Below are 13,272 nucleotides of genomic sequence, written 5' to 3' on the forward strand. Positions count from 1 at the left end.
GGCCGCCGCGGGCACGACTGCCCGGCGGCGGAGGCTGACGGGGCCCGGACGCCCCGTCCGGGCCCCGATGGACTACCGCCAGCGGCTGACTTCGACGTTCTCCAGTACGCCCAGGGCGTCCGGGACGAGAACGGCCGCGGAGTAGTAGGCCGTCACCAGGTAGGAGATGATCGCCTGCTCGTCGATGCCCATGAAGCGGACCGAGAGGCTGGGCTCGATCTCGTCGGGCAGACCGGTCTGGTGGAGCCCGACGACGCCCTGGTCGGACTCGCCGGTCCTCATGCAGATGATCGAGCTGGTCCGGGCCTCGGTGACCGGGATCTTGTTGCACGGGAGGATCGGTACGCCCCGCCAGGCCGGTACGTGCTGTCCGCCGAGGTCCACGCTCTCCGGCACCAGACCGCGCCTGTTGCACTCCCGGCCGAAGGCGGCGATGGCCTTGGGGTGGGCGAGGAAGAGCTTCGAGCCGCGGCGGCGCGAGAGGAGCTCGTCCATGTCGTCCGGGCCGGGCACGCCGTCGTGCGGCTGGATGCGCTGGCCGTAGTCGCAGTTGTGGAGCAGCCCGAACTCGCGGTTGTTGACCAGCTCGTGCTCCTGGCGCTCGCGCAGCGCCTCGACCGTGAGCCGCAACTGCTGCTCGGTCTGGTTCATCGGCTGGTTGTAGAGGTCGGCGACCCGGCTGTGCACCTTCAGCACGGTCTGCGCGACGCTCAGCTCGTACTCGCGCGGGGATCCCTCGTAGTCGACGTACGTATGCGGGACGACGGCTTCGCCGACATGACCGGCGGACAGGTCGATGGCCGCCTCGCCGTAGGCGTTGGTGCGCTGCTTGGGGATGTTGCGCAGGCCGACGAGGTGGGCGCGGAGCGAATCGGCGCGCTCGGCGAGGTTCAGCACATCGGCGCGGCTCAGCGTCAGCACCGTACAGGCGGTGACGGCACGGGTCGTATACTCCCAGACCGCGTCGCCGTCGATCAGTGCCTGGTCCCCGAAGTAGGCTCCGTCGGCGTGGACCCCGAGCACCGTCTCGTCGCCGTAGGGGCCGGTGCCGACCTTCTCGATCTTGCCGTGCGCCAGGAGGTAGACGCTGTCCGCCGTGTCCCCCGCCACGCCCAGCACCTGGCCCGCCGCGATCTCGCGCTGCTCGCACCGCCGGGCCAGCTCGCCCAGCACCTCCTCGTCACCGAAGTCCCGCAGCGCGGGGAGCTCCCCGAGCTCGGCGGGGATGACCGCCACCCGGTCGCCGGTCTGCACGAAGGTCACCCGGCCGTCCCCGACCGCGTAACTCAACCGGCGGTTCACCCGGTAGGTACCGCCCTGCACCTGAACCCACGGCAGCATCTTCAGCAGCCACCGCGAGGTGATCTCCTGCATCTGCGGGGCGGACTTGGTGGTCGTCGCGAGGTTCCGCGCCGCCGCCGTCCCCAGACTCTGCTGCGGAAGCGTCGCCGCGCCCTGAACCTCTTCGCCAACGGACATCTGACGTTCTCTCCATTCTTCGGATGACCTGCGCGAAGAAGCCTTTCAGCGCGGAGAGTACCGGCGCCATTACACAAAAGAGTGTGACTAATCTGCCTGGCGCTGGGCATATGCGAGCAGGTGTGCGGTGGCGCGCATCACACTCCGCTTTAACTTGCATCTCGTATGCAAGTTATCTACGGTGACGACCATGCGGCTGACAAGATTCACCGATGTGGCACTGCGCGTACTGATGCGCCTCGCCGTCGCGGAGAACGAGGATCTGCCGACCACCCGGGAGGTGGCGGCCACCATGCAGGTGCCGTACACCCACGCGGCGAAGGTCGTCGCCAAGCTCCAGCACCTCGGCCTCATCGAGGCGCGACGGGGCCGCGGCGGCGGACTCACCCTGACCGGAGCGGGGCGTTCCGCCTCGATCGGCGGACTGATCCGGGAACTGGAAGGCCCCGGCGACGTCGTCGACTGCGAGGGCACCACCCCCTGCCCCGTACGGTCGGCCTGCCGCCTCCGCGGCGCCCTGCGCGGCGCGACGGAGGCCTTCTACGCCACGCTCGACCCGCTCACCATCACCGAACTCGTCGCCGCACCCACCGGGCCGCTGCTGATCGGCATCAGCCGCACCCGGCCGGACACCAGCTGAGCCGTACCGCGACCCGCGCCACGGCCCGAACACTCCCCCCCTCCGCCGGTCCCCCGCTCCGCGCAGCCTGACCGCGCGCCGCCCGGCCCCGGCATGCCCAAAAATACGCATCTCACATACCAATTAAGATCGCAAGGAGTCCCGATGCTCTCCGAGACGTCGACCGCCACCGTTCGTGCCACCCTGCCCGCCGTGGGCGCGGCCATCGGGGACATCGCCGACCTCTTCTACCGCAAGCTCTTCGAGGCCCACCCCGAGCTGCTGCGCGATCTCTTCAACCGGGGCAACCAGTCGTCCGGCGCCCAGCGGCAGGCCCTCGCGGGCTCCATAGCCGCCTTCGCGACCCACCTGGTCGAGCACCCGGACACCCGCCCCGACGTGATGCTCGGCCGGATCGCCCACAAGCACGCCTCGCTCGGCGTCACCGCCGCCCAGTACGAGATCGTGCACACCCACCTGTTCGCCGCCATCGCCGAGGTGCTCGGCGACGCCGTCACCCCGGAGGTCGCCGCCGCCTGGGACGAGGTCTACTGGCTGATGGCCGGTGCCCTCACATCCATCGAGGAGCGCCTCTACGCGCAGCAGGGCGTCGTCGCGGGCGATGTGTGGCGCACCTGGGAGGTGGTCGCCCGGACCGAGGAGACCGACGACGTCGCCACCTTCCAGCTCCGCCCGGCCGACGGGGCGCCCGCGCCCGCCTTCCGGCCCGGCCAGTACGTCTCCGTACAGGTGGAACTCGCCGACGGGGCCCACCAGATACGCCAGTACAGCCTCTCCAGCGCTCCCGGTTCGGAGCTCCGCTCCCTCACCGTGAAGCGGGTGCACGAGGCCGGGGCACCCGACGGCGAGGTCTCCAGCCACCTGCACGCCAAGGTGGCCGCCGGTGACCTGCTGCGCGTCTCGGCCCCGTACGGCGACCTGGTGCTGGACTCCCCCGACGCGCCGGTCCTGCTCGCCTCGGCCGGCATCGGCTGCACCCCGATGCTCTCGATGCTGGAGCACCTCGCGGCGACCGGCCACAGCGCCCCCGTCACCGTCGTGCACGGTGACCGCTCCCCCGCCACCCACGCGATGCGCACCGACCACGCCCAGCTCACCGCCAAGCTCCCCGACGCCGCCGCCCACTTCTGGTACGAGACCCCCGGGCCGGACCACCCGGCCGACCGCACCGGCAGGGTCGACCTGAGCGGCATCGCCGTCGCCCCGGGCACCCACGCCTATCTCTGCGGTCCGCTGCCCTTCATGCGCGGCGTCCGCACCCAGCTGCTGGCCAAGGGCGTCCGGGCGAACGACATCCACTACGAGGTGTTCGGCCCGGACATGTGGCTGGCCCAGGACTGACATCCATAGGAGCATCCCCCCGGCCGGGCCGCGAAGTCGCCCGGCGCCTCTGGGCACGGCGACAATGACGGCATGGCCTCCGAAGCGCTCGACCTCTCCCGGCTGCAGCCGGTGCTCCCCTCACCCCTGCAGCCGGTCGAGGACGAGCGCTTCGCACGTCACGGCGTACGGCTGGTGCTCAAGCGTGACGATCTGATCCACCCCGGCCTGCCGGGCAACAAGTGGCGCAAGCTCGCCCCCAATCTGCGGGCCGCCGCCGGGCGCACCGTGCTGACCTTCGGCGGCGCGTACTCCAACCACCTGCGGGCGACCGCCGCCGCCGGACGGCTGCTGGGTTTCGGCACCATCGGGATCGTGCGGGGCGAGGAGCTGGCGGACCGTCCGCTGAACCCCACCCTGGCCGGATGCGCCGCCGACGGGATGACCCTGCGCTTCGTGGACCGCTCGACGTACCGCGCGAAGGGCGATCCAGCGGTCCTGGAGGGGCTGCTGAGCGCCTGCGGGGAGTGCTGTGTCATCCCGGAGGGCGGCAGCAACGCCCTGGCCGCACAGGGCTGTACGGAGCTGGGGAGGGAGCTGCGCGGCGTGGCCGACGTGGTCGCGGTGGCCTGCGGGACCGGGGGCACCCTCGCCGGGCTGGCCGCCGGGCTCGCGCCGTCTCAGCGCGCCCTCGGCATCCCCGTCCTGCGCGGCGGCTTCCTCGGGGACGCGGTGCGGACGCTTCAGGAGGCGGCCTTCGGCGCCCCGGCCGGGGACTGGTCGCTGGACGAGCGCTTCCACTTCGGCGGCTTCGCCCGCACCACCCCGGCCCTGCACGCCTTCGCCGACGACTTCGAGCGGCGCCACGGCCTGCCGGTGGAGCGGCTGTACGTCGCCAAGCTGCTGTACGCGCTGACCGAACTGGCCGGGGAGGGTGTGTTCCCTTCGGGAACCACGGTCGCGGCGGTCGTCACGGGCCGCCCTCAGGAGGCGTCCGACTCCTCCCGGTAGGCCGCCGCCTCCTCCAGGTCGAGCCGTCTGAGGAGGGTGCGCAGCATCTCGTCGTCGATGTGCCGCTCGTCCCGCAGCCGGACGAAGACCTCGCGTTCGGCGTCGATCATCTCCCGCGACAGGCGCCGGTAGGTGTCGTCCGCCGACTCCCCGGTCACCGGATCGGCCGCGCCCAGCCGCTCCCACACGGCGTTGCGGCGGCGCTCCAGAACGGTGCGGAGGCGGTCGGCCAGGGGGCCAGGCAGCCGGTTGCGCCGGTCGGCGAGCAGTGCGTCCAGGCGCGCCTCGGCCGCCGCGGAGGCCTGGCTCTGGGCCTGCGCCTCGGCCAGTGTCGCGGTCTTCGCGTCCCTGCCCGGCAGTCTCAGGACCCGCACCAGCACGGGCAGGCTGAGCCCCTGGATCACCAGGGTGCCGATGACGGTGGTGAAGGTCAGGAAGAGCACCAGGTTGCGGGCCGGGAAGGGGCTGCCGTCGGACACGGCGAACGGGACCGAGAAGGCGATCGCCAGGGAGACGACGCCGCGCATCCCGGCCCAGCCGACGATCAGCGGCGCGGTCCAGTCGGTGTCCGGCTCGCGTTCCCTGATCCGCCTCGACAGCAGCCGGGGCAGGTAGGTCGCCGGATAGACCCAGACGAAGCGGACCACGACCACGGCGAGGAAGACGGCGACCGCGTACCAGACGGCCTCACCCACGCCGTACGCGCCGAGCCCCTTCAGTACGAAGGGCAGCTGGAGTCCGATCAGCGCGAAGACCACGGACTCCAGGATGAACGCGACCATCTTCCAGACGGCCTCCTCCTGGAGCCGGGTCGCGAAGTCGACCTGCCAGGACCGGTGCCCCAGGTGGAGCGCCACCACGACCACGGCGAGCACCCCGGAGGCGTGGACCCGCTCGGCCGCCGCGTAGGCGACGAAGGGGATCAGCAGCGACAGGGTGTTCTGGAGCAGCGCCTCCCTGAGGTGGGTGCGCAGCCAGTGCAGCGGCACCATCAGGGCCACGCCCACCGCTACCCCGCCGACCGCGGCGAGGAAGAACTCGCCCACCCCCGCGCCCCAGCTCATGCCCTCGCCCACGGCGGCGGCGACCGCCACCTTGTAGGCGGTGATCGCGGTGGCGTCGTTCACCAGGGACTCGCCCTGGAGAACCGTCGTGAGGCGGCCGGGCAGCCCCACCCGGCGGGCGATCGCGGCGGCCGTGACCGCGTCCGGCGGAGCGACGACCGCGCCCAGGACCAGCGCGGCGGTGAGCGGCAGATCGGGCACGATCCGGTAGGCCAGCCAGCCGACCGCGACGGTCGCGAACAGGACGTAGCCGACCGAGAGCAGCGCGACCGGCCGGAGGTTGGCCCGCAGGTCCAGGTACGAGCTGTCGACGGCCGCCGTGTAGAGCAGGGGCGGCAGCAGCAGCGGCAGCACGATGTGCGCGTCCAGCGCGTACGCGGGCACCCCGGGCAGACAGGAGGCGATCAGGCCCGCGGCGACGAGGAGCAGCGGGGCCGGGACCGGAGTGCGGCGCGCCGCCCCCGCGACCGCCGCGCTGGCCGCGACCAGTCCCACCAGCGACAGTGCGTCCATCCCAGGGCCCCCTCATCCACGGTCCACGATCCGCGGCTCCGACGTAACCTGAACATCATGAGTGACTGCCCTCACGTGTCCGCGCTGCCGCGCGCCGAACCGGCCCCGCTGAGCAGCACCTGTCCGGGCTGCCTCGCGGCGGGCACCCACCCCGTCCAGCTGCGGCTCTGCCTGGTCTGCGGCCATGTCGGCTGCTGCGACTCCTCGCCCCTGCGGCACGCCACGGCGCACTTCGAGGAGACCGGTCACCCGGTCATGCGGAGCTTCGAGCCGGGAGAGAGCTGGCGCTGGTGCTACGAGGACGGTTCGATCGTCTGACGTCTGGGTACGTCAAACCGGCGCCGGTTGTTCGCAATTGACCGCGGCAGACCTCTAGCCACTGTGCGTACCCATGGGCTTACCATGAGTGACAGTCATGGGCTGAGGCTCTGACGACACGGCATCATGGGTCGCGACAGCGTCGCGGACCAGAGCCGACGACGTACCACACGGCTCCGGGGCACCCTTCCCGGATCCTCGAAAGAGTTTGTGCCACCTTGGAGGTGAGGGTGTCCCAGATCGCAGGCGAGCCCGGGAACCAGGACTTCGTGGAGGTCCGGCTGCCCGCTGCGGGTGCCTACCTGTCGGTGCTGCGGACGGCCACGGCCGGTCTGGCAGCGCGCTTGGACTTCACGCTCGACGAGATCGAGGATCTTCGCATCGCGGTCGACGAGGCCTGCGCGATCCTGCTTCAGCAGGCCGTGCCGGGGTCCGTCCTCAGCTGCGTCTTCCGGCTCGTCGATGATTCTCTCGAAGTCACGGTGGCCGCCCCCACGACGGACGGACGGGCGCCGGAGCGCGACACATTCGCCTGGACGGTGCTTTCCGCACTGGCCGGGAAGGTCGATTCCTCGGTCGCCGACGACCGTACGGTCAGCATCAGCCTCTACAAGCAGCGCGGCGCGGGCCCCGGGCCGGCGTGAGCAACGGGAACGGGGACGGTCCTGTGCGGGACGAATCGACGCGGCCAGGGGTGGTGCGAGCAGCAGGCATCCCGGAACAGCAGGCCCTGCCGCATCCGGAGGACGGGGCGGACGGGCCGGCAGGCCGTACGGTCGCGGTGGAGCAGTCGCAGGCGGAGCGGGCAGGCCAGATGAGCGAGCACGGGCACCACGATCCACATGACCGCAGCGGGGCGCGGGCACTCTTCATCGAGCTGCGCGCACTGCCCGACGGTTCGCCCGAGAAGGCGGAGCTGCGCAATCGGCTGGTGCGGATGCACCTGCCGCTCGTGGAACACCTGGCCCGCCGCTTCCGCAATCGGGGCGAGCCGCTGGACGACCTGACCCAGGTCGCCACGATCGGCCTGATCAAGTCGGTGGACCGGTTCGACCCGGACCGCGGCGTCGAGTTCTCCACGTACGCGACGCCGACGGTGGTGGGCGAGATCAAGCGCCACTTCCGCGACAAGGGCTGGGCGGTGCGGGTACCGCGCCGCCTCCAGGAGCTGCGGCTCTCGCTGACCACGGCCACCGCCGAGCTGTCCCAGCAGCACGGCCGCTCGCCGACGGTCCACGAGCTGGCGGAGCGGCTGGGCATCTCCGAGGAGGAGGTGCTGGAGGGCCTGGAGTCGGCCAACGCGTACAGCACGCTCTCGCTGGATGTGCCGGACACGGACGACGAGTCCCCCGCGGTCGCGGACACGCTGGGCTCCGAGGACGAGGCGCTGGAGGGGGTCGAGTACCGGGAGTCGCTGAAGCCGCTGCTGGAGGACCTGCCGCCGCGCGAGAAGCGGATCCTGCTGCTGCGCTTCTTCGGCAACATGACCCAGTCGCAGATCGCGCAGGAGGTCGGCATCTCTCAGATGCACGTCTCGCGGCTGCTGGCGCGCACGCTCGCGCAGCTGCGCGAGCGGCTGCTCGTCGAGGAGTAGCGAGGCGGCGGGCGGCCCCGGCCGGCCCGCTCCGCACGTCCCCGCCCCCGTCCGGTCCCGCCGGCCGGGGGCGGCTCAGTCCTGCGGCCCGGCGCCCGGCCCGCGGATGCCGAGGGCCTCGATGGTGGCGGGCCTGACCAGCTGGAAGAGCGCGGTCAGGCTGACCACGGCGAGGACGATCCCGGCGGGGATCAGCACGCCGTGCGACCGCAGCAGCGTCCAGACCACCGGGAGCGCGATGATCTGCGTGATGAGCGCGGGGCCCCGGCTCCAGCTGCGCCGCCGCAGCAGGCCGCGGGCGGCGGCCAGCGGGATCACCGCGAGCGCGATCAGCGTCAGTCCGCCGGTCTCCGCCTGCTGCGGGCTCTCGGGGCGGCCGAGCAGCCCCATGACCAGCATGTAGATCCCGCCGATGGCGAGGGCCGCCCCTTCCAGGGCGGTGAGTGCGGCGACAAGAGTGATCCTGCTCGGCTTCGCCGGTTCGAGCCGCTGCAGAGGCGTCGAGGCGGGCGTGTTCTGCTCAGTACTCACCCCTGCAGGTTGGCATCCCGGCGGGGCAAAGGCGAAGCCGGGGTCGGGAACGGCACGGAATCCGGTGAGCGGTTCGCCCGGCGGCACCCGCGTCGTCACCGAGCGTAAAGGCCATGGGGAAGGACTTCAGAGTGATACCGCGCGGTAGGTAGGCTGGCGGTCATGCGCGCACTTCTCGTGGTCAATCCGGCAGCTACCACCACCAGTGCGCGGACCCGTGACGTGCTCATCCACGCACTGGCCAGCGAGATGAAGCTGGAGGCCGTGACCACGGAGTACCGGGGACACGCCCGGGACCTGGGCCGACAGGCCGCGGAGGCCGACGACATCGACCTGGTGGTGGCCCTGGGCGGCGACGGCACGGTCAACGAGGTCGTCAACGGACTCCTCCACCACGGCCCGGATCTGGACCGGCTGCCCCGCCTGGCCGTGGTGCCCGGCGGTTCCACCAATGTGTTCGCGCGCGCCCTGGGTCTGCCCAACGACGCGGTGGAGGCGACCGGCGCGATCCTGGACGCCCTCGCCAACCGGACCGAACGCACGGTCGGCCTCGGTCTGGCGTCCGGCACGCCCGGCACCGAGGACGAGTCCATCCCGGAACGCTGGTTCACTTTCTGTGCCGGAATGGGATTCGACGCGGGCGTGGTCGGCCGGGTCGAACAACAGCGCGAACGCGGTAAGCGCTCCACCCACGCGCTCTACGTACGCCAGGTGGTCCGGCAGTTCTTCGACGAGCCGCACCGCCGCCAGGGCGTGATGACCCTGGAAACGCCGGGGCACGAGCCGGTGACGGATCTTGCACTCTCGATAATCTCGAACACCGCCCCCTGGTCCTACCTGGGCAATCGCCCGCTGTACGCATCCCCGAAGGCCACTTTCGACACCGGGCTGGACGTACTCGGACTGAAGCGGCTCTCCACTCCGGCGGTCGCCCGGTACGGCACCCAGCTGCTCACGTCGAGCCCGGAAAAGGGCCCTTCCGGAAAGCACGCCGTTTCACTTCACGACCTCACAGACTTCACCTTGCATTCAAAGGTTCCGCTCCCCTTCCAGATGGACGGTGACCACCTGGGAGTGCGTACAAGTGTGACGTTCACAGGCGTACGCCGTGCACTGCGTGTGATTGTGTGAGTGGAAGGGTCCAAAGTCCTTTAACTCGAACGTTTGGGCTGGGATCCACCCCATAGAAGTACGGCTGTGACCTAGTCGACACCGAGGAATCAAAAAAAACTTTCCAGAAGGGGTTGTATCCGCCGCTGAGGTTTGCGAATCTCTACATGGCGATCGGGACGGCCCGCAACACCAGCCTCCACTGAGAGCCAGAACCCCTCCACTGCACAGGACCACAACCAGTTCATCTGGGTGTCGGCCCGTCACCTGCGGGGGGATTCGTGAAAGCGTTCACATTCACAAGCAACAGTATGCAATACCAAGGAGAGGTAGCAGCCATGGACTGGCGTCACAACGCCGTTTGTCGTGAGGAAGACCCCGAGCTGTTCTTCCCCATCGGCAACACCGGTCCTGCGCTGCTGCAGATCGAGGAAGCCAAGGCCGTCTGCCGTCGCTGCCCCGTCATGGAGCAGTGCCTGCAGTGGGCGCTCGAGTCCGGCCAGGACTCCGGCGTCTGGGGTGGCCTCAGCGAGGACGAGCGCCGCGCGATGAAGCGCCGCGCCGCTCGCAACCGGGCGCGTAACGCCAGCGCCTGACCGACGCCACCGCTTCGAGCCTCAGCCAGGCGGCGCGTACAGCGCGTACGCACCACCCCGCCCCCCGAGTCGCAGCGCGCAGTACCCCCCGAAGCGCACGTTTGACCAGTGAGCCCGGACCGTCACAACGGTCCGGGCTCACTGCTGTGTTCGGGCCCGCTCACCCGTGCGACAGAGGAACGGGCGTGCCGGGTGGACTACTTACCGGAGCGGACCGGGATGTCGAGCACGACCTGGGTGCCGCGTTCGGGGGCCGGGACCATGCCGAAGGTGCCGCCCAACTCGCCCTCCACCAGCGTCCTGACGATCTGGAGTCCGAGGTTCCCGGCGCGCTGCGGGTCAAAGCCCTCGGGCAGCCCGCAGCCGTCGTCCTGGACGGTGATCAGCAGCCGCGCACCGGCCGAGGAGCCGCCGCGCACCGCGGACACCTCCACCGTGCCGGACTCGGCGAGCGTGAAGGCGTGTTCCAGCGCGTTCTGGAGAACCTCCGTGAGCACCATCGCCAGCGGCGTGGCCACTTCGGCGTCCAGGATGCCGAAGCGCCCCGTGCGACGGCAGGTGACCTTGCCCGGCGAGATCTCGGCGACCATCGCGATGACGCGGTCGGCGATCTCGTCGAACTCCACCCGCTCGTCCAGATTCTGGGACAGCGTCTCATGCACGATGGCGATCGAACCGACGCGCCGTACCGCCTCGTTGAGCGCCTCACGGCCGCGCGCGGAGTCCATCCGGCGGGACTGGAGGCGCAGGAGGGCCGCCACGGTCTGGAGGTTGTTCTTCACCCGGTGGTGGATCTCCCGGATGGTGGCGTCCTTGGTGATCAACTCGCGTTCGCGGCGGCGCAGTTCGGTGACGTCGCGGAGCAGGACCAGGGAGCCGATACGGACGCCCTTGGGCTTGAGCGGGATCGCCCGGAGCTGGATCACCCCGCCCTCGCACTCGACCTCGAACTCCCGGGGCGCGTAGCCGCTGGCCATCTTGACCAGGGCCTCGTCCACCGGGCCCCGGGAGGGGGCGAGTTCGGCGGTGATCCCGCCCAGGTGGTGGCCGACCAGGTCGGAGGCGAGGCCGAGGCGGTGGTACGCGGAGAGGCCGTTGGGGCTGGCGTACTGGACGACCCCGTCGGCGTCGAGCCGGATCAGCCCGTCGCCGACGCGCGGCGAGGCGTCCATGTCGACCTGCTGGCCCGGGAAGGGGAAGGCCCCGGCGGCGATCATCTGGGCCAGGTCGGAGGCCGACTGGAGGTAGGTGAGCTCCAGCCGGGAGGGGGTCCGGACGGTGAGGAGGTTGGTGTTGCGGGCGATCACCCCGAGCACCCGGCCCTCCCTGCGGACCGGGATCGACTCGACCCGCACCGGCACCTCCTCGCGCCATTCCGGGTCGCCCTCACGCACGATCCGGCCCTCGTCCAGCGCGGCGTCCAGCATCGGGCGACGGCCGCGCGGCACCAGGTGGCCGACCATGTCGTCCTGGTAGGAGGTGGGGCCGGTGTTGGGGCGCATCTGGGCCACGGACACGTAGCGGGTGCCGTCGCGGGTCGGCACCCAGAGCACCAGGTCGGCGAAGGACAGGTCGGAGAGCAGCTGCCACTCCGAGACCAGCAGATGCAGCCACTCCAGGTCGGTGTCACCGAGGGCTGTGTGCTGGCGGACGAGATCGTTCATGGAGGGCACGTGTGCGAGCGTACCCGCGCGCGGGCGATCACCCCGAACCGGACGACCGCACCGTACGTGCGGGGGAAGAGACCGAAATTACGGCGTCCGGACGGATGGACACAGCTAATGGTCTAGTCCACAATGCTCAAGAAGAGACTTCCGCTCTCCCCGCACAGGAGGGCGGATCGAGGTACCGCGCTCTCTGCCCTGACCGCGTCGGTGCCTCTCCCCGGCCGGGGGCACCGCACACCGCCGGCCGAACCGGACCGTCCGTGACGGACGGTCTTACTCCGGGCTGCGGTGCCGGACAGGCTGAGGGTCCTGTCCCGGCGCCGTGGCCCGCGGGTGTCTCCGGGCCCGTTCCGCCGCCCCGGCCCCCACCCGCCGGACCACTCCGCCAGCGACCGCCGAAGCGGGCCCCTGTCTCCGCGCCCGCGTTGCCCGGGTCTGCTAAATTGGAAGCCGATTGGTCTATACCACCTGACTCAACTCTTCAGATCGGCAGGCCCCGCGTGGAAGTTGTCATCGTCCCGGACGCCCAGGCAGGCGGCGAACTCATCGCGGAGGCCATCGGTGCCCTGCTGAGCCGCAAGCCCGACGCCCTGCTCGGCGTTGCCACCGGCTCTACCCCGCTGCCCATCTACCAGGCGCTGGCGGCCAAGGTCCGCTCCGGTGCCGTGGACGCCTCGCGCGCGCGCATCTGCCAGCTCGACGAGTACGTCGGCCTGCCGGCCGGCCACCCCGAGTCCTACCGCTCGGTGGTGCTGCGCGAGGTCGTCGAGCCGCTGGGCCTGTCCGAGGAGTCCTTCATGGGCCCGGACGGCGCCGCCGAGGACGTCCAGGCGGCCTGCCTGGCGTACGACAAGGCGCTCGCCGAGGCCGGCGGGGTGGACCTCCAGCTCCTCGGCATCGGCACCGACGGGCACATCGGCTTCAACGAGCCGTGCTCCTCGCTCGCCTCCCGTACCCGGATCAAGACGCTCACCGAGCAGACCCGGATCGACAACGCGCGCTTCTTCGGCGACGACATCACGCAGGTGCCGCACCACGTGATCACCCAGGGCATCGGCACCATCCTGGAGGCCCGTCACCCGATCCTGCTCGCCACCGGCGAGGGCAAGGCGGACGCCGTGGCGCAGACGGTGGAGGGGCCGGTCGCCTCGGTCGTGCCCGCCTCGGCGCTCCAGATGCACCCGCACGCGACGGTGGTGGTCGACGAGGCCGCCGCGTCCAAGCTGAAGCTGGCGGACTACTTCCGGGCCACCTACGCGGCCAAGCCGTCGTGGCAGGGGCTGTAGACCGTACCGGAGAAGCACGAGGGCCCGGGGCACCCACCAGGGTGCCCCGGGCCTTCGCCTGCCGGGCGAGGCGGGGGCGGGGGGGGGGCGCCCCCCCCCCCCCCCCCCCCCCCCCGCCCGCCCGGCCGGCCCCCGCGCCCCCC

General features: G+C 71.1%; 13 protein-coding genes. 9 read left to right on the forward strand and 4 right to left on the reverse strand.

What is annotated here, in order from left to right; all coding sequences use genetic code 11:
• Window positions 1-72 precede the first annotated feature (72 nt).
• The gene (locus ACFVWY_RS32415) at window positions 73-1,479 is read right to left on the reverse strand and encodes a family 2B encapsulin nanocompartment shell protein (protein WP_389878481.1); all 1,407 of its coding nucleotides are present in this window, start codon (window positions 1,477-1,479) and stop codon (window positions 73-75) included.
• Between the two features lie 190 nt (window positions 1,480-1,669).
• Between ACFVWY_RS32415 and ACFVWY_RS32420 the strand changes: the two genes are divergently transcribed.
• The 3 genes from ACFVWY_RS32420 (at window position 1,670) to ACFVWY_RS32430 (ending at window position 4,450) form a co-directional block, all read left to right on the forward strand.
• The gene (locus ACFVWY_RS32420; RefSeq protein WP_389878482.1) at window positions 1,670-2,119 is read left to right on the forward strand and encodes an RrF2 family transcriptional regulator; all 450 of its coding nucleotides are present in this window, start codon (window positions 1,670-1,672) and stop codon (window positions 2,117-2,119) included.
• 144 nt (window positions 2,120-2,263) lie between these two features.
• Window positions 2,264-3,460: a globin domain-containing protein gene (locus tag ACFVWY_RS32425; RefSeq protein ID WP_389878483.1), complete on the forward strand. Its 1,197-nt coding sequence runs from the start codon at window positions 2,264-2,266 to the stop codon at window positions 3,458-3,460.
• A 72-nt stretch (window positions 3,461-3,532) separates the two neighbouring features.
• The gene (locus ACFVWY_RS32430) at window positions 3,533-4,450 is read left to right on the forward strand and encodes a 1-aminocyclopropane-1-carboxylate deaminase/D-cysteine desulfhydrase (RefSeq protein WP_389878484.1); all 918 of its coding nucleotides are present in this window, start codon (window positions 3,533-3,535) and stop codon (window positions 4,448-4,450) included.
• Here ACFVWY_RS32430 and ACFVWY_RS32435 read toward each other — a convergent pair.
• Window positions 4,423-6,027 carry a Na+/H+ antiporter gene (locus tag ACFVWY_RS32435; protein ID WP_389878485.1) on the reverse strand — a complete coding sequence of 535 codons (1,605 nt, stop codon included), beginning with the start codon at window positions 6,025-6,027 and terminating at the stop codon, window positions 4,423-4,425. The genes ACFVWY_RS32430 and ACFVWY_RS32435 overlap by 28 nt on opposite strands.
• Window positions 6,028-6,084: 57 nt before the next feature.
• Between ACFVWY_RS32435 and ACFVWY_RS32440 the strand changes: the two genes are divergently transcribed.
• The 3 genes from ACFVWY_RS32440 to ACFVWY_RS32450 all read left to right on the forward strand — a co-directional run bounded on the left by ACFVWY_RS32440 (window position 6,085) and on the right by ACFVWY_RS32450 (window position 7,939).
• Window positions 6,085-6,345, forward strand: a complete 261-nt coding sequence (locus tag ACFVWY_RS32440; RefSeq protein WP_389878486.1) for a UBP-type zinc finger domain-containing protein — start codon at window positions 6,085-6,087, stop codon at window positions 6,343-6,345.
• Between the two features lie 230 nt (window positions 6,346-6,575).
• Window positions 6,576-6,989: an anti-sigma regulatory factor gene (locus tag ACFVWY_RS32445; protein WP_362716826.1), complete on the forward strand. Its 414-nt coding sequence runs from the start codon at window positions 6,576-6,578 to the stop codon at window positions 6,987-6,989.
• A complete protein-coding gene (locus tag ACFVWY_RS32450; RefSeq protein ID WP_389878487.1) occupies window positions 6,986-7,939 on the forward strand; it encodes an RNA polymerase sigma factor SigF in 954 nt (317 codons plus the stop codon). Before ACFVWY_RS32445 ends, ACFVWY_RS32450 begins: the two co-directional genes overlap by 4 nt.
• Window positions 7,940-8,014: 75 nt before the next feature.
• Here the strand turns inward: ACFVWY_RS32450 and ACFVWY_RS32455 are convergent, their stop codons facing one another.
• Window positions 8,015-8,470 carry a hypothetical protein gene (locus tag ACFVWY_RS32455; RefSeq protein WP_389878488.1) on the reverse strand — a complete coding sequence of 152 codons (456 nt, stop codon included), beginning with the start codon at window positions 8,468-8,470 and terminating at the stop codon, window positions 8,015-8,017.
• A 162-nt stretch (window positions 8,471-8,632) separates the two neighbouring features.
• Between ACFVWY_RS32455 and ACFVWY_RS32460 the strand changes: the two genes are divergently transcribed.
• Both ACFVWY_RS32460 and ACFVWY_RS32465 read left to right on the forward strand, forming a co-directional pair.
• On the forward strand, window positions 8,633-9,601 hold the full coding sequence (locus tag ACFVWY_RS32460) for a diacylglycerol/lipid kinase family protein (RefSeq protein WP_389878489.1): 969 nt from the start codon (window positions 8,633-8,635) through the stop codon (window positions 9,599-9,601).
• Between the two features lie 317 nt (window positions 9,602-9,918).
• Window positions 9,919-10,176: a WhiB family transcriptional regulator gene (locus ACFVWY_RS32465; protein ID WP_003953983.1), complete on the forward strand. Its 258-nt coding sequence runs from the start codon at window positions 9,919-9,921 to the stop codon at window positions 10,174-10,176.
• A gap of 197 nt (window positions 10,177-10,373) precedes the next feature.
• On the opposite strand, the gene ACFVWY_RS32470 is transcribed toward ACFVWY_RS32465, so the two are convergent.
• A complete protein-coding gene (locus tag ACFVWY_RS32470) occupies window positions 10,374-11,840 on the reverse strand; it encodes a sensor histidine kinase (protein WP_389878495.1) in 1,467 nt (488 codons plus the stop codon).
• Window positions 11,841-12,343: 503 nt separating this feature from the next.
• Between ACFVWY_RS32470 and nagB the strand changes: the two genes are divergently transcribed.
• Window positions 12,344-13,129, forward strand: a complete 786-nt coding sequence (gene nagB, locus ACFVWY_RS32475; protein ID WP_389878490.1) for a glucosamine-6-phosphate deaminase — start codon at window positions 12,344-12,346, stop codon at window positions 13,127-13,129.
• The last annotated feature ends 143 nt before the right edge of the window (window positions 13,130-13,272 follow it).

The organism is Streptomyces sp. NPDC058195 (assembly GCF_042883525.1).
In the GTDB taxonomy this organism is placed as follows: Bacteria; Actinomycetota; Actinomycetes; order Streptomycetales; family Streptomycetaceae; genus Streptomyces.